Raw genomic sequence first — 24086 nt, forward strand, 5'->3', positions numbered from 1 at the left:
GAACTCGTGTTTTCGCCGTGAGAGGGCGACGTCTTAACCCCTTGACCAACTGGCCATGTAAGCGGTATGCTTAACATATATATTCAATTTGTAGAAAATAGAGCAGCCAGTACGAGAATCGAACTCGTGTTTTCGCCGTGAGAGGGCGACGTCTTAACCCCTTGACCAACTGGCCTTGTCAACCGACTCGCTTAGTATATCTTACTTTGCAGGAGAATGCAAGCACTTTTTTTATTTTTTTTGCGAAAAATTGAAAAACTCCGAAAAAAGCCAGGAAATAAGCGGGTTCGCGGTGTCAAAAAAATTTTGAACAAAATAGAAAAACCAAATTTTACTTGCAAAAATACCATAAACTGGGGTATGATATAGAACGAATGTTTGAACAGAAGATAAGAATGGAAAAGAAGCGGACGTATTGTCCGCTTTTCACAACCATTGGAATAAATGCTGAAGCCCAGACAGTGCATCATGAAATGTAGAGCTGTAAATGAAATGAGCAGTTGTTTCGTGCACTTACAAGTTGATTCCTCGAACAATCCTGTCGGTACACTGGATGCATAAAAGAAGAATATGGGACAGCAGAGCCTGAAGTTACTGTTCACTGGTAACAGTCTGAATGATAGTAAGAAAGGAATTAACACCATGGCAAAGAAAGACACTTACGACGCGGGTAGTATTTCTGTCCTGGAAGGATTAGAAGCTGTTCGGAAACGTCCGGGAATGTACATCGGAAGCGTATCCAGAAAAGGCCTGAACCACCTGATCTATGAGATCGTGGACAATGCGGTAGATGAGCATCTGGCCGGTTACTGTTCTGAAATTGAAGTAACATTGGAGAAAGACGGCTCCTGTACGGTCACTGATAATGGACGCGGTATTCCGGTAGATATGCATGCGAAAGGGGTATCTGCAGAGCGTCTTGTATTTACCACCCTCCATGCAGGCGGTAAATTTGACAACTCTGCTTATAAGACAAGCGGTGGACTTCATGGCGTTGGTTCTTCCGTTGTAAATGCCCTGTCCACATATCTGGATATTAAGATCAGCCGTGACGGATTTGTACATCACGATCATTATGAGAGAGGTATTCCCACGATTGAACTGGAAGAGGGACTTCTCCCCAGGCTTGGCAAGACCAGACAGACCGGAACCTGCGTGAATTTTCTTCCAGACCCGGAGATTTTTGAGAAAACAAGATTTTCATCCACAGAAGTAAAGAGCCGTCTCCATGAGACTGCATACCTGAATCCCAACCTTACCATTCATTTCATGGATCTTCGTGGTGATACGCCTGAAGATATCACTTATCATGAGCCAGATGGAATCGTGGGATATATCAAAGACCTGAATCACAATTCCGAAGCTCTCCACGAACCGATTTATCTGAAAGGAGAAGCCGACGGAATCCAGGTAGAAGCAGCATTTCAGTACACCAACGAATTCCGTGAGAACGTACTTGGCTTCTGCAATAATATTTACAATGCAGAAGGCGGCACTCATCTTACCGGATTTAAAACAACCTTTACAACGGTGATGAATACTTACGCCCGTGAGATCGGTATTCTGAAGGAAAAAGATGCTAATTTCACAGGAGCGGATATCCGTAATGGAATGACAGCGGTTGTTTCCATCAAGCACCCGGAGCCACGCTTTGAGGGGCAGACCAAGACCAAGCTGGACAATCAGGATGCAGCCCGTGCCACGGGAAAAGTAATGTCTGAGCAGCTGGTACTCTATTTTGACCGAAACCTGGAAACCTTGAAGACCATTTTGTCCTGTGCGGAAAAAGCTGCCAAGATCCGTAAGACAGAGGAGCGTGCCAAGACCAACCTTCTCACCAAGCAGAAATATTCCTTCGATTCCAATGGAAAGCTTGCCAACTGCGAGAAAAAAGATCCTTCACTTTGTGAAATCTTTATCGTAGAGGGAGATTCCGCTGGTGGCTCTGCAAAGACTGCCAGAGATCGTAATTACCAGGCAATCCTTCCGATCCGCGGTAAGATTCTGAATGTGGAGAAAGCCACCATTGACAAGGTGCTTGCAAACGCAGAAATCAAGACTATGATCAATGCATTTGGATGCGGATTTTCCGAAGGCTATGGAAACGACTTTGATATCACCAAACTTCGTTACGACAAGATCGTGATTATGGCCGATGCGGATGTGGATGGTGCTCATATTTCCACACTTTTACTTACTTTATTCTATCGTTTTATGCCGGAACTGATCTATGAGGGACATGTTTATATTGCCATGCCCCCTCTTTACAAAGTAATGCCGAAGAAGGGTGCCGAAGAGTACCTGTATGATGATAAGGCACTGGAAAAATACCGCCGCAGTCACAAGCCGGGAAGCTTTACCCTCCAGAGATACAAAGGTCTTGGAGAGATGGATGCCCAGCAGCTTTGGGAGACAACCTTAAATCCGGAAACCCGGAGAATGAAGCGGGTGGAAATCGAGGATGCCCGTATGGCTTCCAGCGTGACAGAGATCCTGATGGGAAGCGACGTGCCGCCAAGAAAGGCATTTATTTACGAGCATGCAACTGATGCAGAACTGGATATTTAAGAAGGCTGAAATCCGAAAGAGCAGGATTTTTCGGACGAAAAAGCAGAATATGGTCTGAACGTAATATAGAAGAGTATTTTGCAAGAAGAGAACCTCAGATTTTAGCTTAGAGCGTGTTTGAAAGGAAAACAGATTATGGAAACAAAGCAGGAGAATGTAATTGCCACGGACTATGCGGACGTGATGCAAAAATCCTATATAGATTATGCCATGAGCGTTATCATTTCCAGGGCACTTCCGGATGTCCGCGATGGTCTGAAGCCGGTACAGCGAAGAACCCTGTATGATATGTACGAGCTTGGGATCCGTTACGACCGTCCATATCGTAAGTGCGCCCGTATCGTTGGAGATACCATGGGTAAATATCACCCTCACGGGGACAGCTCTATTTATGAAGCACTGGTTGTAATGGCGCAGGATTTCAAGAAGGGCAAAATCCTGGTAGACGGTCATGGAAACTTCGGCTCCATTGAGGGAGACGGTGCCGCTGCCATGCGATATACAGAGGCAAGACTGGAGAAACTGACCCAGGAGGTTTTTCTGGCAGACCTTGACAAAAATGTAGTGGACTTTATGCCAAACTTCGACGAGACAGAGAAGGAGCCTCAGGTGCTTCCGGTGAAGATTCCCAACCTTCTGGTAAACGGTGCAGATGGTATCGCCGTAGGTATGGCCACCAGCATTCCGCCTCATAACCTTGGGGAGGTTGTGGATGCAGTGAAGGCTTATATAAAGAACAACGACATCAGTGTGAAAGGCCTGATGCGTTATCTGAAAGGACCGGATTTCCCTACAGGCGGTCTGGTTGTAAATAAAGATGATCTTCTGAATATTTATGAGACCGGAAGCGGCAAGCTCCGTCTCCGCGGTAAAGTGGAAGTGGAAAAAGTAAAAGGCGGTCGCCAGCAGCTGGTGATCACCGAGATTCCGTACACCATGATCGGTGCCAATATTGGAAAATTCCTTAACGACGTAGCCTCCCTTGTAGAAACCAAGAAAACCACAGATATTGTGGATATTTCCAACCAGTCCTCCAAGGAAGGAATCCGTATTGTACTGGAACTGAAAAAGGATGCAGATGTAGAGAATCTCACCAACATGCTCTACAAGAAAACCAGACTGGAAGACACCTTCGGAGTCAATATGCTGGCTGTTGCAGACGGACGTCCGGAAACCTTAAGCCTGAAGCAGGTGATTGAGCACCATGTGGATTTTGTGTTCGAAGTAACTACCCGCAAGTACAAGACTCTTCTGGGAAAAGAGCTTGAGAAAAAGGAAATTCAGGAAGGCCTTATCAAAGCCTGTGATGTAATCGATCTGATCATTGAGATCCTTCGAGGCAGCAAGAGCCGTGACCAGGTTAAAAAGTGTCTGGTAGAGGGTATCACAGAGGGAATCAGATTCAAGTCAAAAGCCAGTGAGAAAGCTGCAAAGAATCTGAAATTTACGGAGAATCAGGCTACAGCCATTCTGGAAATGCGTCTGTATCGTCTGATCGGACTGGAAATTGAGGCACTTCAGGCAGAGTATGACCAGACTATGAAAAATATTGCTTCTTATGAAGATATTCTGAACAACTATGATTCCATGTGTGAAGTAATTATTGAAGAACTTGACGGAATCAAAAAAGAATACAGCACCAAGAGAAGAACTGTGATCGAGAACGCAGAAGAGGCAGTTTACGAAGAAAAGAAGATGGAAGAGACAGAGGTCTGCTTCCTTATGGACCGCTTCGGCTATATGCGCCTTATTGATAAGAATGCTTATGAGAGAAACAAAGAGGCTGCCCATGCAGAGAATAAATTTATTTTTACCTGTATGAATACAGACAAGATCTGCATTTTCACAGATATGGGACGCATGCATTCCATCAAAGTGGCAGACATTCCGCTGGTGCGCTTCCGTGACAAGGGAACTCCGGCTGATAACCTGAGTAACTACGACAGCAGCCAAGAGCAGATCCTTTATGTGGCACCTGTAGGACAGGTGAAATTATCCACCCTGTTGTTCGTGACTAAGACCTCCATGTGCAAGCTTGTCGCAGGTGAGGAATTCGATGTGGCAAAGAGAACGATTGCATCTACCAAGCTGGGAGAAGAGGATCAGCTGATATTTGTAGGTCCTGCAGATGAAATGGAACAGGTGGTGTTCCAGAGTCAGAATGGCTATTTTCTCCGTATCCTGAAAACGGATGTTTCTACTATGAAGAAGACCTCTGTTGGTGTAAGAGGAATGAAGCTGGGGGACGGGGATGTTCTTGAGCATGCCTATCTGGTGGAACCGAGACAGGAGTACACCATTCAGTATCACGACAAGCCGTATGCATTGAACAAGGTAAAGCTGGCCAAACGTGATACCAAGGGTATGAAGCCCAGAATCTAAGCAGCAGATTATGAAGAAAAGGCTGTTATACAGGTTGTGTAGCGGAAGCTCAAAAGAGCTGAGAGTAAAAGCTGTTGCTGGTGAAACAAGCTTAACAATACTGTCAAAATGGGTTAAAACCTTGTAAAATGGGCATTTATAAGAAAAAGCCCTTGCAATTTGGATTTAAAGGTGTTAGAATAATACAAGAAATCAGAACTTGTTGACAAAGGAGTGGGCGTGAGCCCACTCTTTTTGATGATAAGGACCAGAGCGGCATTCGCAGGTGATAACCGCGAATACCGGATTAGAGCGTGTTTGAAAAAGGCTCTAGAGAGGCAGGTGGGAAAAATGAGCAGAAAAGAAGAGTATGAACAGAAAGCAGAAGCATTGTTATCTCCGATCGTAGAAAGCAATGGATTCGAACTGGTAGATGTGGAATATGTCAAGGAAGCAGGAAACTGGTATCTTCGCGGCTACATTGACAAACCAGGTGGAATCACAGTGAATGACTGCGAGACAGTAAGCAGGGCTTTCAGCGACAGGCTTGACGAAGATGATTTCATCGAGGACAGCTACATCATGGAGATCAGCTCTCCGGGACTTGACAGACCTCTGAAGAAAGAAAAAGATTTTGCCAGAAGCATTGGCAAACTGGTAGAAATCAGAACCTACCGGCCAATCGAGAAACAGAAAGAATTTTGTGGTGAACTGACAGCATATGATAATAACAGTGTGACCATTGATGAGGAGGGAACTCCACGCACTTTCGATAAGAAAGATATCGCACTGGTGCGTCTGGCAATTGATTTTTAAGTTACCATGAAAGTCCGGGCCGGCAGCTGTGGGAGTACCACAGGCGCGGAACAGCTGACTTTCATATAGGAAGATGCTGCCAGTAGGCGACATGTCCGATTTAAGAAATAAGCGATTATGCTGGAAAGCAAAAAGGAGGAAATAAGAAAAATGAACAAGGAGTTAATGGGTGCTCTGGACGAACTGGAACGCGAGAAAAATATCAGCAAGGAAACTTTGCTGGATGCCATTGAGCAGTCCCTGATCCAGGCATACAAGAATCATTTTGGAAAAGCTGACAATGTACATGTTACCATTAACAGAGAAACAGGCGATTTCAGTGTATATGCAGACCGCAAGGTTGTAGAATTCGTAGAAGATCCTGCTGAAGAGGTTTCTCTTGTAGAAGCACAGAAGCAGAATACCAATGCAGAGGTTGGCGATATCCTGAAGGTACCGGTTCACTCTGACAAATTTGGCCGTATTGCAACACAGAATGCAAAGAACGTAATCCTTCAGAAAATCCGTGAGGAAGAGCGTAAAGTTCTGTTTGACCAGTATCACGGCAATGAGAAAGAGGTTGTTACCGGCATTGTACAGCGTGTGGTAGGACATAATGTAAGCGTAAATCTTGGCAAGGCAGATGCAATCCTTGCTGAGAATGAGCAGGTGAAGGGTGAGACCTTCAAGCCTACTGAGAGAATCAAAGTGTATATTCTTGAGGTAAAGGATACACCGAAGGGACCTCGTATCCTTGTTTCCAGAACACATCCTGGCCTTGTAAAACGCCTCTTTGAGTCTGAGGTTGCTGAGGTGAAGGACGGAACTGTTGAGATCAAGAGTATTGCCCGTGAGGCAGGTTCCCGTACCAAGCTGGCAGTATGGAGCAACGATCCTGATGTAGATCCGGTTGGAGCATGTGTTGGTGTAAATGGTGCCCGTGTAAGTGCGATTGTAAATGAGCTCCGCGGTGAGAAGATTGATATCATCAACTGGGATGAGAATCCTGCAATCCTGATCGAGAATGCATTAAGCCCGGCGAAGGTAATCGCTGTTATGGCAGATCCGGATGAGAAGACTGCACTTGTTGTGGTTCCGGATTACCAGCTTTCCCTTGCAATCGGTAAAGAAGGACAGAATGCACGTCTTGCAGCACGTCTGACTGGATTTAAGATTGATATCAAGAGTGAAACCCAGGCAAGAGAGTCCGGCGACTTCTATGATTATGACGAGGATGACGATGAGTACTATGAGGATGACGAGTACGAAGAGTCTGAGGAGTCCGCTACAGAAGAAATTTCTCAGGATAGCGAAGAAACAGCTGCCGGTGAAGAGTCTGAAGAGACTGAGGATGCGGTAGAGAATGAAGACGAAGAATAAAATTCCCATGCGCCAGTGTACTGGCTGCAGAGAAATGAAGAATAAAAAAGAAATGATCAGGGTGTTGAAAACCGCAGAGGATGAGATCGTTCTGGATGCTACAGGCAGGAAAAACGGTCGCGGAGCCTACATCTGCAAGAGCCGTGAGTGCCTGGAGAAAGCCAGAAAAAATCACGGACTGGAGCGTTCTTTGAAAGCAGCTATCCCGGATGAGGTTTATGATAGCCTTGAGAAGGAGTTTGATAGTATTGAAGAATAATAAAGCACTGTCCCTGATCGGACTTGCAACAAAGGCCGGAAAGACAGTCAGCGGAGAGTTTTCCACTGAGAAATCCATTAAGACCGGCAAAGGATATCTGGCAATCGTAGCCGGAGATTCTTCTGATAACACCAAGAAGAAATTCCGGAACATGTGTGAATTTTACGAAGTGCCCTTGTATATCCTTTCAGATAAAGAAACGTTAGGGCATGCCATGGGTAAGGAATTCCGTGCCAGCCTGGCTGTACAGGACTGGAATTTTGCAGAAGCTATTATGAAGGTGCTGCAGGATGAGGGGAAGGAGCTTTAGAGCATACCACTGTTGTCTGAGAAAACGACCTGAACCAAAGAGGAAAAAGCGTTCCAGGGAATGCTTTTAAATGTTCCCGGGAAATGATTTTTGATGATACGAGCTGCGAAAGACTTATGAAAGCGTATCCTGGCTCGTACTGGTGAAGGGAGAATGGCATATGGTGATAAAGTCACATGAGCCTGCCAAAGACAGAAATAAGCAAAACAGAGAGAATAAAAACAGAGTGAAAAAAGTTATAGATACGGGAAAGGAGAAAGGAATAACATTGGAGACTCCTAAGACAGAAGAGCAGAAAGTGTCAGTAAAGAAAGAAGGCGACGGTGCAGAGGCACCGAAGAAGAAAAAAAATATTATCCGCGTATATCATGCACAGAATGCAAGTGACGGCGGGAAGAACAGAAAGAAACCAGTTGGAGAGAGAAAAGCACGTCCACAGGGCACACGTCCTGCAGCACAGGCACAGCCGGCAGCGAAAGCGGAGGCACCTGTAAAGGCAGCACCGAAGACAGAAGCTCCTAAGACAGAAGCACCGAAGCCGGTAAGTGCACCGAAGGCTGAGGCTCCTAAGACAGAAGCACCAAAAGCTGAGGCACCAAAGGCAGAAGCACCAAAAGCTGAGACAGCACCAAAGAGCGCACCGGTAAGTGCACCGAAGACAGAGCCGGCAAAACCGGTTCAGACTGCACCAAAAGCAGAAGCTCCAAGGACAGAATCCCAGAGACCAGCTGCACAGCAGAACAGAAACGAAGGACAGCAGCGTCAGGGAAATGGCCAGGGCAACCGTAATTTCCGTCAGGGCGAGGGCCGCGACAATAATCGCGGAGACAACAATCGTGGTGACAGAAATGGAGGCAGATTTGGCCAGGGAAGACCACAGGGCGGCAATGGCGGCCAGGGTGGATTCCGCGGAAACAGAAATAATGATGGTCAGGGAAGACCTGTAAGACAGGGAGATTCCCAGAACAGAGGACCGCGCCAGGGTGATGGAAACGGACGTGGATTCCGTCAGGGCGGTGACAACAGAGACAATAGAAATGGAAACGGAAATGGCAGCAGATTTGGCCAGGGAAGACCACAGGGCGGACAGGGACGTTTCGGAGGAAAAGACGGAGATAACCGTAGTGAAGGACGCTTTGGCGGACAGAACCACCAGGGTGGACAGCGCTCCGGCGGTGCAAGAAGAAGCGGCGGCGGATCTGACGCAATCTTTACACCAGAGCTGACCAAGACATCCAAGGACAGCAAGCGTGAGCGTGACAGAGAGAACAAGAATAAGAAGAAAGATTTCGATAAGACATCAGGTGGCGGACACAGACCAAACCAGGGTGGCAGAAACCAGATGTCCAGAATCCCGAAAGCACTTCAGAAGCCTGCTCCGCAGCAGAAACAGGAAGAGAAGAAACCGGAGATCAAGGAGATCACAATTCCGGAGAAGCTTACCATCCGCGAGCTTGCAGAAGCGATGAAGATGCAGCCATCTGCAATTGTTAAGAAGCTGTTCATGGAAGGTCAGATGGTAACGGTAAACCACGAGATCGATTTCGAGCAGGCAGAAGAGATTGCTCTTGGATTTGACATTATTGCAGAAAAAGAAGAAAAAGTAGATGTAATTGAGGAACTTCTGAAAGAGGAAGAGGAAGACGAATCCACAATGGTTTCAAGACCACCGGTAGTCTGTGTAATGGGACACGTTGACCATGGTAAAACTTCTCTTCTGGATGCAATCCGTAAGACAAACGTAACAAGAGGCGAGGCTGGTGGAATCACACAGCATATCGGTGCTTATGTAGTTGATATCAACGGACAGAAGATCACCTTCCTTGATACACCGGGACATGAGGCATTCACTGCCATGCGTATGCGTGGAGCAAACTCCACAGATATCGCTGTTCTTGTAGTTGCAGCTGACGATGGTGTTATGCCGCAGACAGTAGAAGCTATCAGCCATGCAAAGGCTGCTGGTGTTGAGATCATCGTTGCCATCAACAAGATCGATAAGCCAAGTGCAAACATTGAACGTGTAAAACAGGAGCTTTCCGAGTATGAGCTGATTCCTGAGGACTGGGGCGGTACAACTCCGTTCGTTCCGGTATCTGCCAAGACAGGAGAGGGCATTGATGATCTTCTTGAAATGATCCTTTTAACAGCAGAGGTTTCTGAGCTGAAGGCAAACCCGAACCGTGCAGCAAGAGGTCTTGTGATCGAGGCTCAGCTGGATAAAGGCAAAGGACCGGTTGCTACGATCCTTGTACAGAAGGGTACTCTTCATGTTGGAGATTTTATCGCAGCCGGAGCATGCAATGGTAAAGTACGTGCCATGATGGATGATAAGGGACGCCGTGTAAAACAGGCTGGTCCGTCTACTCCTGTAGAGATCCTTGGTCTTGGCGATGTTCCGAATGCCGGAGAGGTTCTTATGTCCTTTGAGAATGATAAAGAGGCTAAGAATTTTGCAGCAGCATTTGTTTCCGAGAATAAGAACCGTCTTCTTGAGGAAACTAAGGGTAAACTTTCCCTGGATAATCTGTTTGACCAGATTCAGGCAAGCGACCTTAAGGAGCTCCCGATTATTGTCAAAGCCGATGTGCAGGGTTCTGTAGAGGCTGTAAAACAGAGTCTTGTAAAACTTTCCAATGATGAGGTTGTTGTAAGAGTGATCCATGGCGGCGTTGGTGCTGTCAATGAGTCTGATGTCAGCCTTGCTGCTACATCAAATGCGATCATCATCGGATTTAACGTTCGTCCTGATACCACAGCGAAACAGCTGGCAGAGCAGGAAGGCGTTGACCTTCGTCTGTACCGTGTTATCTACCAGGCAATTGAGGACGTGGAAGCTGCCATGAAGGGTATGCTGGATCCGGTATTTGAGGAGAAGGTAATCGGTCATGCAGAGGTTCGTCAGCTGTTCAAGGCTTCCGGTATCGGTACTATCGCAGGAAGCTATGTGCTTGACGGTACCTTCCAGAGAGGATGCAAGGTACGCATCACCAGAGACGAGGAGCAGATCTACGAAGGTGAGCTGGCTTCCCTTAAGAGATTTAAAGATGATGTCAAAGAAGTTCGTGCAGGCTATGAGTGTGGTCTTGTATTCCAGGATTTCAATGACGTTAAAGAAGAAGATAAAGTTGAAGCATATATTATGGTTGAGGTGCCGCGCTAGAGCGTAGTAATCGCAGGTGTCAGTTGGGGGCAAGCTCATTGCCCCCAATTTTCCGTTGTCCAGAGCCTGCACTCATATAGGAGACCAAAAAATGAGAAAAAACAGCATTAAAAATACAAGGATCAATGCAGAAGTTCAGAAAGAACTGAGCAACATTATCCGCGGTGAGATCAAGGATCCCCGCATCCATCCCATGACATCTGTCATGGCTGTGGAGGTTGCACCGGATCTTAAGACCTGCAAGGCATTTATCAGTGTCCTTGGCAGCGAGGAATCCAAGCAGTCCACAATTAAAGGGCTGAAAAGTGCAGAAGGCTATATCCGCCGTCAGCTTGCGAAGAACCTGAATCTTCGCAATACGCCGGAAATCCGCTTCATTCTGGATGAGTCCATTGAATATGGCGTAAATATGTCCAGACTCATTGATGACGTGATCGAACACGACCATTCGAAGGGCACTGAGAGTGAGGACGGGGAAAAACAGGATACAGCAGAAACTGAAGACGAAGAGTAAAAATCGAGGTGAAGGGAATGGAGAGAATCGAAGAAATTCTGGATGGCGTAAAGACCATGGGAATTGGGGGACATGTTCGCCCGGATGGTGACTGTGTAGGTTCCTGCATGGCACTTTATCTGTATATAAAGAAATGGTATCCTGAAATCAAGGCAGATATCTATCTGGAGAAGCCGAAACCGGTATTCGGACATATTGCATGCATGGACGAGGTGCATTATGAAGCAGGCGAGCCCAGAGAGTATGATCTTTTTGTGACCTGTGATGTAAGCGCTCCTGACCGTCTGGCAGTAGCGTCTGATTATTTCGCTTCTGCGAAAAAGACCGTCTGCATTGACCATCATGTGAGCAATCCGGGATTTGCAGATGTGAACCACGTACATGGTGAGATCAGCTCTGCCAGCGAGGTTCTGTATAAGCTTCTTGACAAAGAAAAAATCAATCTGGATATTGCAACTGCTATTTATACCGGAATGATCCACGATACAGGTGTATTCCAGTATTCCTCCACATCTCCGGACACCATGCGTATTGCCGGTGACCTGATGGAAAAGGGTGTTGATTTTTCCAATATTATTGACGAATCCTTCTATCAGAAAAGCTACATTCAGAATCAGGTCATGGGACGTGTTCTGGCAGAGAGCATTATGCTTCTGGATGGCAAATGTATCGTTGGCTACATGAAGCTGAGAGACATGGATTTCTATGGGGTAAAGCCGTCAGACCTGGATGGAATCGTAAGCCAGCTCCGTCTTACGAAAGGTGTGGAAGTGGCAATGTTTATTTACGAGCATGAAAGCCAGGTATTCAAGGTATCACTCCGTTCCAAAGGTTCTGTAGATGTAAGCAAGATCGCTTCCTATTTCGGAGGAGGCGGACATGTGAAAGCAGCAGGCTGCGATCTGGCCGGTTCCATGTACGATGTTATCAATAATATTTCAGAGCAGATCGAAAAACAGCTTTTAGGACAGGATAAATAATGGCAGATTTTCAGGGAATCATTGTAATTCACAAGGAAAAAGGCTTTACCTCCCATGATGTGGTAGCCAAGCTTCGGGGAATTCTCCATATGAAAAAAATAGGACATACAGGGACTCTTGACCCGGATGCTACCGGTGTTTTGCCGGTAGCTCTTGGAAAGGGCACCAAGCTGGTGGATCTTCTTACAGATAAGGAAAAAACGTATGAGGCAGTGCTTCATCTGGGAATCGACACGGATACCCAGGATATGTCTGGAACAGTTCTGGAAGAGAAGCCGGTGAATGTGACCGAGGAGGAAGTGCGAAAGGTACTGAAAAGCTTTGTAGGGGAGCAGCTTCAGGTTCCGCCTATGTATTCTGCTCTGAAGGTAAATGGAAAGAAACTTTACGAGCTGGCTAGAGAGGGCAAAACGGTTGAGCGAAAAGCCAGGCCAGTGTGTTTCTACGAGATAGAGCCTCTGGAATTTCATCTTCCGCTGGTGAAAATAAGAGTGACCTGCAGTAAGGGAACCTATATCCGCACTTTGTGCCATGATATTGGCGAGAAGCTTGGCTGTGGTGGCTGTATGGAAGAACTGCTCCGGTCAAGGGTTGGTCGGTATTCTCTCTTTGAGAGCCATACGCTTGCCCAGGTGGAAGCTGCCGTGGCAGATGGAACTGTCCAGGATATGATCGACCCGGTGGAAGCAGTTCTGGCGGAGTACCCCGCTCTTTATGCGGATTCTTACGGGGACAGGCTTCTGGCAAATGGAAATCCGCTGTCCGACAATCTGGTTCGTCCCCAGCACAAAGAGGGCTGGGTGCGCATGTACGCCAGTGACGGAACTTTTACAGGTATTTTTCAGTGGGATGCAGGGAAGAAGAAATATTATCCGGTGAAAATGTTCTGAATAATAAAGTGACGATTCAGCAGGTGCTGAACAGTTACCGATCAGACATAAACTGGTTTGACAGGAGAGATTATGGAATACCTGAAGATAGAGGGTGAGTTTCCAAAACTTGCCAACTGTGCAGTAACAATGGGAAAATTTGACGGGATCCACCGTGGCCACAGGAAACTGGTTGAGAAGATCAGGGAGCGGAAGACACTTGGAGAACAGGCTGTCCTTTTTGCCATTGATGCTTCCAGCAATATGATCCTTACCAGCCAGGAACGGGCTTCCCTTCTTGAAAAGCTTGGCGTGGATGTGCTGGTAGAATGCCAGTTAAATGACAGGATCCGGCATATGAAGGCTGAGAATTTTATAAAAGAGATTCTTATGGGAGATCTTGGGGCATCCTACGTAGTAGTGGGAGAGGACAACCGGTTTGGCTTCGAGCGGAAGGGTACGCCCCGGCTTCTTATGGAATTTGGAGAAAAGTATGGCTTTGATGTGGAAATCCTTTCCAAAGAAATGGATGGGCACAGGAAGATCAGCAGTACCTATATCAGAGAAGAACTGAAAAAAGGAAATATGGAGAAAGTCACTTCCCTTATGGGAAGGGATTATTTTGTGGAAGGCCAGGTGGTACATGGCAGGGGAATGGGACATAAGGTTCTGCTTCCCACTACCAATCTCGTGCCTCCCAGGACCAAGATCCTGCCGCCAAACGGTGTGTATGTGACAAGCTCTTATTTCGGGGATAAGATATACCACGGAATTACCAACATTGGCTGTAAGCCTACGGTTGGTGAGAGCTTTATAGGGGTGGAAACCTATCTTTTTGACTGTAAGGAAGATCTCTACGGAGAGGAATGCCGGGTGGATTTCAAAAAGTTTTTGAGGCCGGAACGGAAATTTCCCTCTCTTGAGGCGCTGAAGAGCAGACTTCTGGCGGATGCAGAGGATGGCCGGAGATATTTTGAGAAAACTGAGAAATAATATCGGGAAGAAAAACGAAAAAAACAGTTTACAGAATTTGGCGGGTATGCTATACTAGGCAAGGTGTGAGCAGGTTTAGTCCTTGCGTTCACATATCAGACAGCCCATATTCAGGGGTTGGACACTCCGACCGTCTCTTAATATGCGGCGATTACGTCCCCACAGGAATACCTGCATGGGAGACCATTAAGAATAATAAGGAGGAAATCAAGATGATTTCAAAAGAAAAGAAAACAGCAATTATGAAAGAGTATGCAAGATGTGAGGGAGATACTGGTTCACCAGAGGTACAGGTAGCTGTTCTTACTGCAAGAATCCAGGAGCTTACTGAGCATTTACAGAACAACCACAAGGATCATCATTCCAGACGTGGTCTGCTGAAAATGGTAGGTCAGAGACGTGGACTGTTAGCTTACTTAAAGAAAACAGACATCGAAAGATACCGTGCACTGATTGAGAAATTAGGTTTAAGAAAATAATTAGTATGCGGAAGGGGCGGATATCCATCCGCCCTATTTTAAGATGTAAGGAAAGCTATGATTGTTCACAGACAAGCTCCGCACCGGAGCTTTTGTGGATAGTGACAAGTGTCACAATAGAGGCACTATTGTCTGTAAGGGCGACCTGACAGATAAAGATTTCCGAGACTTCTGAAAAGGACATTTGAAGAAACCTGTCTACAGCAATATCAAATGTGTTTTTCAGTCGTTTCGGACTTCTGTTGTGACAGAGGCAAAGAGAGCTGCAATATACGTTGGTCAGAACTGGTTTTCACAGTTTCTGCAGAAGTGTAAGGTGGCTTCAGATCAATATTTTATATGAAAAAGGAGAGAAGACATGTACAAAAGTTATTCCATGGAATTAGCTGGAAGAACACTTACCGTAGATATCGGACGTGTTGCGAAACAGGCCAATGGCGCAGCACTTATGCATTATGGTGATACCACTGTACTTGCTACAGCAACTGCATCCAAGGAGCCAAGAGAGGGAATCGACTTTTTCCCGTTAAGCGTTGAATATGAAGAGAAAATGTACGCCGTAGGAAAGATCCCGGGCGGTTTCAATAAGAGAGAGGGAAAGGCAAGCGAGCACGCAATCCTTACCTCCCGTGTTATCGACAGACCTATGCGTCCTCTGTTCCCGAAGGATTACAGAAACGACGTAACACTGGTAGACATGGTTATGTCTGTAGATCCGGAGTGCAACCCGGAAATCCCGGCTATGCTTGGTTCTTCCCTTGCTACCTGTATTTCTGATATTCCATTTGATGGCCCATGTGCAACGACACAGATCGGCCTGATCAATGGAGAGTATGTTGTGAACCCTACACTGGCTCAGAAGGATATTTCTGACCTTCAGCTGACAGTAGCTTCCACAAGAGATAAGGTTATCATGATCGAGGCCGGTGCCAACGAGGTTCCGGAGGATCAGATGATCGAGGCTATTTATAAAGCACATGAAGTAAACCAGGAAATCATCAGATTCTTCGATCAGATCATCGCTGAGTGCGGGAAAGAGAAACACAGCTATGAGTCCTGTGCAGTTCCTCAGGAGCTGTTTGATGCCATCAAGGAGATCGTTCCTCCGGAAGAAATGGAAGTTGCCGTATTCTCTGATGACAAGCAGACAAGAGAGAACAACATTGCAGAGATCACAGACAAGCTGAAAGAAGCTTTCGCAGAGAAAGAGGAGTGGCTTGCTGTTCTTGGTGAGGCTGTTTACCAGTATCAGAAGAAGACCGTTCGTAAGATGATCCTGAAAGATCACAAACGTCCGGACGGCCGTGCGATCACACAGATCCGTCCTCTGGCAGCAGAGGTTGATATCATCCCGAGAGTACATGGCTCCGCTATGTTCACCCGTGGACAGACTCAGATCTGTACGATTACTACTCTGGCACCTCTTGCAGAGGCACAGAGAATTGACGGACTTGACGAGTTTGAGACAAGCAAGAGATATATGCATCACTACAATTTCCCGTCCTATTCTGTAGGTGAGACAAAGCCATCCAGAGGACCGGGACGCCGTGAGATCGGTCATGGAGCACTTGCTGAGAGAGCACTTGTACCGGTTCTTCCAAGCGTAGAAGAATTCCCATATGCAATCCGTACTGTATCCGAGACCTTTGAGTCAAACGGATCTACCTCCCAGGCAAGTATCTGTGCATCCACCATGTCTCTTGAGGCTGCCGGTGTACCGATTAAGAAGCCGGTTGCAGGTATTTCCTGTGGTCTTGTAACAGGTGACACAGATGATGATTATATCGTTCTTACTGATATCCAGGGACTTGAGGACTTCTTTGGCGACATGGACTTCAAGGTAGCCGGAACTCATGACGGTATCACAGCGATTCAGATGGATATTAAGATCCACGGTCTTACAAGACAGATCGTAGAAGAAGCAATCAGACGTACTAAGGAAGCAAGAGAGTACATCCTTAACGAAGTTATTGAGAAATGTATCCCTGCACCTCGTACAACTGTTGGAAAATATGCTCCGAAGATCATCCAGATCCAGATCGATCCTCAGAAGATCGGTGATGTTGTTGGCCAGAGAGGTAAGACCATCAACACCATCATTGAGCGCACAGGCGTTAAGATCGACATCACAGATGAGGGTGCTGTATCTATCTGCGGCGTAGATGATAAGAACATGCAGGAAGCAAAGCGTATGGTTGAGATCATTGCTTCTGACTTCGAGCAGGGACAGATCCTTACCGGACAGGTTGTAAGCATCAAGGAGTTTGGCGCATTTGTTGAGTTCGCACCTGGCAAAGAGGGAATGGTTCACATTTCCAAGATCTGCAAGGAGAGAATCAACCGCGTAGAGGATGTTCTTACACTTGGAGATAAAGTGACTGTTGTATGCCTTGGAAAAGACAAGATGGGAAGAATGAGCTTCAGCATCAAGGATGTTCCGGCAGAGGCAAAATAAGAATAAAATGCAAGGCCACTGTGTAGGAAAAGCACAGTGACAGCTTGGGGGATGCCGGACAGATGTGCCCGGCATTCTTTATATCCGCTGCAGAGCCGGAGCTTTGGAAAATGCGTCTGCACGGGATAAACAGGAGGAAACATGAAGAGAATTGCAAAATTTCATAAAGTAAGTAAAGAGCGCTTTGTGGCAGACTGGATGGATGCTTTTGAAGGCGTGTCTGCTGACGAGGCAGAGAAGATTTATGAGGGAATCCGTCTTCCAAGACGGGCTACTGCCGGAAGCGCAGGCTATGATTTCTTTTCCCCGGCTGATTTTACCATCAAGCCAGGCGAGACCATCAAGATTCCGACCGGGATCTGTGTGGAGATGGATCAGGAATGGGTGCTGAAATGCTATCCAAGAAGCGGCCTGGGATTCAAATTCCGTCTGCAGCTGAATAATACGGTGGGGATTATTGACAGCGATTATTTTTATTCTGACAATGAAGGCCATATTTTTGCCAAGCTGACAAATGATACCAATGAGAATAAAGTGGTAGAATTGAAGGCAGATACAGGCTTTATGCAGGGAATCTTCGTTGAGTACGGGATTACCGTAGATGATGATGTGACAGATGTGAGAAATGGCGGGTTTGGAAGTACGACGAAGTAACCCGCTGCGGCGCCCTCGCAGTTTTATGGGAAATACAAAAGCAGGTAAATGTGATGAATTTATCAATCACAGATACCTGCTTTTATTGTGCTTAAGTTTTTTTCAAATTTTGCAGAAAGCCTTTTTCAAACAGGCTCCCGCAGGAAATCTCTTTAAAGACCACCGGGAAGATTACTCTGATGCTCCCGCAGGAAATTTCTTTAAAGACCACCGGAGAGATTACTCTAAAGGTGTTCCGGCAGCTTCTGCTTCTCGTGCATTCTGTAAAACAGTGTCAAATGCGATAGCAGCCTTATTGTACTCTTCGTCGCTCTCAATGTTGGAAAGCATGGGAGCACCCTCTGCAGTGCGGGTGAAGGAATACAGATAAACTTCACCGTCATGATTCTGGCCCTCTTCGTCAAGAGGAAGAAGCGCAATATATTCCTTTGCATCTACCGGGAAAATGGTAAGGATGGCGCATTCTACCTCAGTATCATCCTCCATGGTAAGAGTAATGGTGCTGTGCTGGTTTGCGTCAGTGCTGCATCCACCGCATGTGGAGCAGTCGGAACCGCCGCAGGATGAGCTGCTTCCACAGCTGCTGCAGGAGTTTGTCATATCTGAATCACTCATTAAAAATACCTCACTTTATAAAAAATTTGTATTTATATGTTACCTGTGAAAAAGCATGTTCATGCTGTAAAACAAGGTAACACCGGGACTTCTTTAGCTTCATTTTCACTGGTAACGGTATGCCCGGACAATATTTAGATTGTACCAGAAAAATAGGGTTTTGTGAATAGGGAAATCTGTGTTATAATGAAGAAAGTGTTAGAATATATTGAATATTCACAGGCAATATCCTATGAGAGGTTTTTTGTGAATGAAGTTCACTGGAAACTTTGAAAAAATGGGCAAAATCATGTACAGAAGGATTTTTGTGCATTATATAAATTTTTACAGATTGGAGAACAACATGAAGCTTGTATCATGGAACGTAAATGGAATCCGTGCCTGTATTACCAAGGGCTTTGAAGAAAGCTTTGCGAAGCTGGACGCAGACATTTTCTGCCTTCAGGAGACCAAATGTCAGGAGAACCAGGTGAAGCTGGAGCTTCCAGGTTATTATCAATATTGGAATTACGCGAACCGCAAGGGATATTCCGGAACAGCTGTTTTTACGAAAAAAGAGCCGTTGTCCGTGACTTACGGACTTGGAATAGAGGAACACGATAAAGAAGGCCGTGTGATCACTGCAGAGATGGACGATTTTTATCTGGTTACCGTATATACGCCCAATTCCCAGTCCGAGCTTCGAAGACTGGAATACCGCATGGAATGGGAAAGAGATTTCCTGGCTTATCTTCTGAAGCTTCAGGAGAAAAAGCCTGTGATCTGCTGTGGAGACATGAATGTGGCACATCAGGAAATTGACCTGAAGAATCCTAAGACTAACCGGATGAACGCAGGCTTCACAGATGAAGAGAGAGCCTGCTTTACCAGAACTCTGGAAGCTGGATTTATTGACACATTCCGTTACTTTTATCCGGAGCTTGAGGGTGCCTACTCCTGGTGGTCTTACCGATTTAAGGCAAGAGAGAAGAACGCCGGATGGAGAATTGACTATTTCATCACCTCTCCGTCCTTGAAAGAGAATCTGGAGGATGCGAAGATTCACAGCGAGATAATGGGATCCGACCATTGTCCTGTAGAGCTGGATCTGAAATTTTAGACCATAGGGAGTCCTGTATGGCAGGATCTGGGGATAAACAGATAGCATCGGATGATTTTATTTCATAAGAAAGATTGCATTATGCAGATTCCTTTTGGGAAACGTGCTCTGTGTACAAAAATGGCTACAGACGAGACAGCAGACAAAGACAGGAGGGCTTATAAAGTGCCAATACCGGGAAATAAGAGCGTGGTTGTGACATACGGTTATCCTCTTTTACTTGGGGTAACCCAGATGGCAGATGGATATAATTTTGCAGTGGAAGCGGAAGAGGATTCTGAGGTTTACCTGCTTCTTTACAGGAAGAGGGGAAGAGAGCCCTTTTATGAACTTCTTCTGGATGAAAAATATCGTACAGGACGGATTTTTTCTGTCTTTATGAAAAAATTAAATGTAACCAATCTGGAATACAATTTTAAGATAAACGGGGAAATCTATCTGGATCCCTGTGCCAGCAGAATCAGCGGAAGAGAGCACTTTGGGGCAGCGTGGGAGGAGGATCCCCACAAGGTGCGATGCGGCTTCTGGTCAGGCAATGGTTATGACTGGGGGGATGAGAAAGCACCGGAAACAGACTTTGGAGATATGATCCTCTATAAAGTACATGTCCGTGGATATACCAGGCAGGCTAAGCTGCCGGCAGGACTTCGGGGCACTTTTTCCGGTCTGGTACAGATGATCCCATACTGGCAGGAGCTTGGCATTAATACAGTAGAGCTTATGCCGGCCTATGAATTTATGGAGGTGGTTCCGCCAAAGGAGCCAGACGGTCTGGTTTCCCAGAAGGGGAAAAAGGACGAGGTAAATTACTGGGGATATGGAAATGGTCTTTATTTCGCGCCAAAGAGTGCTTATTGCGCTACCCGGGATCCCCACAGGGAATTTTGTGACATGATCAGGGCTTTTCACAAAGCAGGGATTGGCTGTATCATGGAAATGTATTTTCCGGCAGAAGTTAATCCTTTAATGGCACTTCGTGCAGTGCAGTTCTGGAAACAGAATTATCATGTGGACGGCTTTCATATTCTGGGAGAAGGGGCACCTCTTGACCTGATCATGAAGGACGGCCTGCTTGCAGGGACGAAGATCATGGCAGAAGGAATGGATACGGCTGCTCTTTATAAGAACCGCAGATCAGGAAAGCGTTGCTTTGCGGAATATAATCTGGGCTTTTTGCAGGATATGCGCAGATTCCTGAAAAGCGATGAGGATATGGTTCCGGCTGTGCAGTACCGCATCCGTCATAACCCGGATGACCATGGAGTGATCAATTATATCACCTGCCAGGACGGTTTTACTTTAAATGACCTTGTTTCCTACAATTATAAGCACAATGAGGCAAATGGGGAAGGCAATAACGACGGCTGCAGCTATAATTATTCCTGGAATTGCGGTATTGAAGGACCAAGCAGGAAGCAGTGGATCCGTCAGATGAGGGAGCGCCAGATGCGTGCTGCTTTTGCCATGCTGCTGTTTTCCCAGGGAGTGCCCATGATCTATGGCGGTGATGAGATCGGCAATTCCCAGGAGGGAAATAACAATGCTTACTGTCAGGATAATCCCATTGGCTGGATTGACTGGCGGGGACTGCGGCGAAATGCCAGTATGCTCGCCTTTGTAAAAAAGGCAGTTGCACTTCGGAAGGCTCATCCTGTCCTTCATATGAGTGAGAGCATGAAAGAAGCAGATTACCTTGGCAAGGGATTCCCGGATATGTCTTTTCATGGGGAACGTGCATGGTTCTGCAACATGGAAAATACCAGCCGCATGATCGGCATGATGCTGTGCGGGGCATATGCAAAGCTGCCGGACGGAAGTGAGGATGATTTCCTTTATACAGGCTATAATTTTCACTGGGAAACCAGGAATATCGCGCTTCCTAATCTGCCAGAGGGGATGGAGTGGAAGAAAGTGATGGATACCGGAGATCTGACCTGTGATGGATTTTATGGGGAAAATGGCCAGGTCTATGAAAGAGCCGTGGAGGTGGGACCGCGTACAGTGGTTGTACTTCAGGGTGTGAAGAAACCGGAGCCTGAAAGAAAGCATACTGGCAAAGGAAAAAAGAATGAAAAACTGCCAGTCGCAAAAGCGAAGAAAACTGCAGCTTCAGACAATACTGTGACAGAAGCTGAGAATAAGGAAAGGAGGTCCGGTGACAATGCATCCATGGCTTCACTTTAAAACAATCACAAAGCATAAGCTGATGGTCATGCACTATTGCTTCCGAATCGGACTTTACAAGCAAGGGCTTCTCCATGACCTTTCCAAATATACTCCATCGGAATTTCTGGTGGGCTGCAAATATTATCAGGGAAACAGAAGTCCAAATAACGCAGAACGTGAGGCTACTGGCGTGTCTACCGCCTGGCTTCATCATAAAGGGCGCAATAAGCATCATTATGAGCATTGGGTGGATTATTCCATAAATGATCCGGAGCATGTGATCATGGGGGCGAAAATGCCTCGCAGATATGTGGCAGAGATGGTGATGGACCGGATCAGTGCCTCCAGGACGTATCTTGGGGACGCATATGACAATCACAAGCCGCTGGAATATTTTCTGAAAAGCAAGCCGAAGCTGTGGTTTGTACATCCCCAGACCAAAAAAGAGTTAGAGGGGCTGCTTCGGATCCTCAATGACAAAGGGGAAGAAAAGGCTTTGTGGTATATTAAGCATGTTTATCTGAAAGGGAAAGAGAAGTAGTTTCATATTCTGTGTTTATAAAACGCATACTTTCAAAAAAATATATAATATCACTTGCACTTTCATACTCTTCTGTGGTAAAGTATGAAATATGTTATTTTGCTGTCCGGATGATTTGGGGACGGCAGATTTTATAACAGAGGAGGAGAAAAAATTGAGTGGTACAACAGTGATAATTCTGATTGCTTTTGTGTTTTACCTTGCCATGATGATCGTCATCGGCGCGGTTTACATGAAAAAGACCTCCAGCTCAGAGGATTATTTCCTTGGAGGACGAGGACTGAACGGATGGGTGGCAGCCCTTTCAGCACAGGCTTCTGATATGAGCGGATGGCTTCTGATGGGTCTTCCCGGAGCTATTTATTCCTTTGGATCCGGACAGATCTGGATCGCGGTAGGACTTTTTATCGGAACTGTTCTCAACTGGGTTTGTATTTCCGGAAGACTTCGTAAATACACCATCGCAGCAAACAATTCCATGACCATCCCGGCATTTTTCGAGAACCGTTACCGTGATAAGAAAAAGATCCTACTTCTGATCTCATCAGTGGTAATCGTAATCTTTTTCCTGGTGTATACAGCTTCTGCGCTGGCAGCAGGCGGTAAGCTGTTCAATACCGTATTTGGACTTGATTATCACATAGCACTTGCCATTGGAGCAGCGGTTATTCTTTGCTATACTTTCATGGGCGGCTTTATGGCGGTCTGTGTAACAGACTTTGTACAGGGAACCCTGATGCTTATCGGACTGCTTGTAGTTCCGCTGGTGGCATATTTCCTGCTTCCAGGCAATCTTACAGACCTGATCTCCCAGAGCGGCGTGACCGGCGGTGCAGGTGCTTATCTGAACCCATTTATGAATGGAGACAGACCATATACCTTTATAGAGATCTTTTCCCAGCTGGCATGGGGCTTTGGATACTGTGGAATGCCTCACGTACTGGTAAGATTTATGGCAGTTAAGAACGAGAAGGAACTGAAAAAATCCTGGGCGATTGCCATTGTATGGGATCTTCTTTCCCTGACAGCTGCATTTGCAATCGCTGTGATCGGAAGAGCTTATCTGCTTCCTGTTATTCTTGGGGAGAACGGAGCTGCTTCTTCTGAGAGCGTATTTATTGAGATGATCCGCAAGGTGTTTACCTCAGAGCTTGCGCTTCCCTTTATCGGTGGACTGTTCCTCTGCGGAATCCTTGCAGCGATCATGTCCACAGCGGATTCCCAGCTTCTGGTAACGGCTTCTGCAGTATCAGAGGACTTGTATCACAGCTTTGTCAAGAAGGATGCTGATACAGAGGAAATTCTGAAAGTAAGCCGCATCACGGTTATTGTGATCGCAGTGATTGCATTTGTCATTGCATGGAATCCGGACAGCAGTATTATGGGACTGGTTTCCAATGCATGGGCAGGACTTGGTTCTGCATTTGGACCGATCGTGGTAATGTCCCTGTTCTGGAGAAGAACCAATCTTCCAGGTGCCATTGCAGGTATGGTGACTGGCGGACTTACCGTTATTATCTGGGACTATATTCCATTAGTTGGAGGACAGACACTGGGAACCTATACCGGACTTTATTCCCTGGCAGTTGGTTTCCTGCTCAGTCTGGTGATGATCGTGATCGTCAGCCTTGTGACGAAGGCTCCATCCAAAGAAATCACAGATGAGTTTGACAGAGTTGCTGCGAAATAATGCGGTTGTATGATCGTTGTGCATTGTGATGCGTGTTATAGGTTGCGATGCGACCATTAAGAAAGTTTTATAAAAAAGGTAGTCCTTATATGGAAAGGGCTACCTTTTTTTCTGAAAATTTGTTATAATAATAACATCTTTATCCGGGAATGAAAGACATTGTATATCAGTGTCTGGCAGAAAACGGACGTAATA

General features: G+C 46.2%; 19 protein-coding genes and 1 tRNA gene. 18 read left to right on the top strand and 2 right to left on the bottom strand.

The features are described 5' to 3' along the window. Positions 1-103 precede the first annotated feature (103 nt). Positions 104-175, bottom strand: a tRNA-Glu gene (locus LIZ66_RS15555). A 467-nt stretch (positions 176-642) separates the two neighbouring features. Here LIZ66_RS15555 and LIZ66_RS15560 point away from each other — a divergent pair. The 14 genes from LIZ66_RS15560 (at position 643) to LIZ66_RS15625 (ending at position 17780) form a co-directional block, all read left to right on the top strand. Continuing rightward, a complete protein-coding gene (locus LIZ66_RS15560; protein WP_148462366.1) occupies positions 643-2568 on the top strand; it encodes a DNA gyrase/topoisomerase IV subunit B in 1926 nt (641 codons plus the stop codon). 135 nt (positions 2569-2703) lie between these two features. Beyond that, a complete protein-coding gene (locus tag LIZ66_RS15565) occupies positions 2704-4950 on the top strand; it encodes a DNA gyrase/topoisomerase IV subunit A (protein WP_148462364.1) in 2247 nt (748 codons plus the stop codon). Positions 4951-5280: 330 nt separating this feature from the next. Continuing rightward, complete coding sequence (locus LIZ66_RS15570) at positions 5281-5745, top strand: ribosome maturation factor RimP (RefSeq protein WP_118578686.1); 465 nt, start codon at positions 5281-5283, stop codon at positions 5743-5745. Between the two features lie 150 nt (positions 5746-5895). Continuing rightward, complete coding sequence (nusA, locus tag LIZ66_RS15575) at positions 5896-7104, top strand: transcription termination factor NusA (protein ID WP_148462362.1); 1209 nt, start codon at positions 5896-5898, stop codon at positions 7102-7104. Continuing rightward, entirely contained in the window at positions 7088-7363 is a 276-nt protein-coding gene (gene rnpM / locus LIZ66_RS15580) for an RNase P modulator RnpM (RefSeq protein ID WP_148462361.1), read from the top strand. Before nusA ends, rnpM begins: the two co-directional genes overlap by 17 nt. Beyond that, positions 7353-7673, top strand: coding sequence for a L7Ae/L30e/S12e/Gadd45 family ribosomal protein (locus tag LIZ66_RS15585; protein ID WP_148462358.1), 321 nt, complete (start codon positions 7353-7355; stop codon positions 7671-7673). The genes rnpM and LIZ66_RS15585 overlap by 11 nt, the downstream gene beginning before the upstream one ends. 160 nt (positions 7674-7833) lie before the next feature. Then, entirely contained in the window at positions 7834-10836 is a 3003-nt protein-coding gene (gene infB, locus LIZ66_RS15590) for a translation initiation factor IF-2 (protein ID WP_148462357.1), read from the top strand. A 91-nt stretch (positions 10837-10927) separates the two neighbouring features. Continuing rightward, positions 10928-11350, top strand: coding sequence for a 30S ribosome-binding factor RbfA (rbfA, locus tag LIZ66_RS15595; RefSeq protein WP_118578680.1), 423 nt, complete (start codon positions 10928-10930; stop codon positions 11348-11350). Between the two features lie 17 nt (positions 11351-11367). Next, complete coding sequence (locus LIZ66_RS15600) at positions 11368-12330, top strand: DHH family phosphoesterase (RefSeq protein ID WP_227201017.1); 963 nt, start codon at positions 11368-11370, stop codon at positions 12328-12330. Then, complete coding sequence (gene truB, locus LIZ66_RS15605; protein WP_173769369.1) at positions 12330-13220, top strand: tRNA pseudouridine(55) synthase TruB; 891 nt, start codon at positions 12330-12332, stop codon at positions 13218-13220. The genes LIZ66_RS15600 and truB overlap by 1 nt, the downstream gene beginning before the upstream one ends. Before the next feature lie 72 nt (positions 13221-13292). Further along, a complete protein-coding gene (locus tag LIZ66_RS15610) occupies positions 13293-14192 on the top strand; it encodes a bifunctional riboflavin kinase/FAD synthetase (RefSeq protein WP_173771820.1) in 900 nt (299 codons plus the stop codon). A gap of 212 nt (positions 14193-14404) precedes the next feature. Then, entirely contained in the window at positions 14405-14671 is a 267-nt protein-coding gene (rpsO, locus tag LIZ66_RS15615) for a 30S ribosomal protein S15 (RefSeq protein WP_148462347.1), read from the top strand. A 358-nt stretch (positions 14672-15029) separates the two neighbouring features. Next, on the top strand, positions 15030-17126 hold the full coding sequence (locus LIZ66_RS15620; protein WP_148462345.1) for a polyribonucleotide nucleotidyltransferase: 2097 nt from the start codon (positions 15030-15032) through the stop codon (positions 17124-17126). Positions 17127-17267: 141 nt separating this feature from the next. Beyond that, positions 17268-17780 carry a dCTP deaminase/dUTPase family protein gene (locus LIZ66_RS15625; RefSeq protein ID WP_148462341.1) on the top strand — a complete coding sequence of 171 codons (513 nt, stop codon included), beginning with the start codon at positions 17268-17270 and terminating at the stop codon, positions 17778-17780. Positions 17781-17999: 219 nt separating this feature from the next. Here LIZ66_RS15625 and LIZ66_RS15630 read toward each other — a convergent pair whose 3' ends face one another. Continuing rightward, positions 18000-18395: a DUF1292 domain-containing protein gene (locus LIZ66_RS15630; RefSeq protein WP_118578668.1), complete on the bottom strand. Its 396-nt coding sequence runs from the start codon at positions 18393-18395 to the stop codon at positions 18000-18002. 343 nt (positions 18396-18738) lie between these two features. Between LIZ66_RS15630 and LIZ66_RS15635 the strand changes: the two genes are divergently transcribed. From LIZ66_RS15635 to putP, 4 genes are all read left to right on the top strand, one after another. After that, entirely contained in the window at positions 18739-19494 is a 756-nt protein-coding gene (locus LIZ66_RS15635; protein ID WP_118578760.1) for an exodeoxyribonuclease III, read from the top strand. 81 nt (positions 19495-19575) lie between these two features. Beyond that, positions 19576-21678, top strand: coding sequence for a Type II secretory pathway, pullulanase PulA and related glycosidase (locus LIZ66_RS15640; RefSeq protein WP_173735381.1), 2103 nt, complete (start codon positions 19576-19578; stop codon positions 21676-21678). Further along, a complete protein-coding gene (locus tag LIZ66_RS15645) occupies positions 21656-22201 on the top strand; it encodes a DUF5662 family protein (RefSeq protein WP_148462446.1) in 546 nt (181 codons plus the stop codon). The genes LIZ66_RS15640 and LIZ66_RS15645 overlap by 23 nt, the downstream gene beginning before the upstream one ends. Positions 22202-22355: 154 nt before the next feature. Then, positions 22356-23891: a sodium/proline symporter PutP gene (gene putP, locus LIZ66_RS15650; protein WP_173735380.1), complete on the top strand. Its 1536-nt coding sequence runs from the start codon at positions 22356-22358 to the stop codon at positions 23889-23891. The last annotated feature ends 195 nt before the right edge of the window (positions 23892-24086 follow it).

The organism is Blautia faecis, from assembly GCF_020554845.1.
In the GTDB taxonomy this organism is placed as follows: Bacteria; Bacillota; Clostridia; order Lachnospirales; family Lachnospiraceae; genus Blautia_A; species Blautia_A faecis.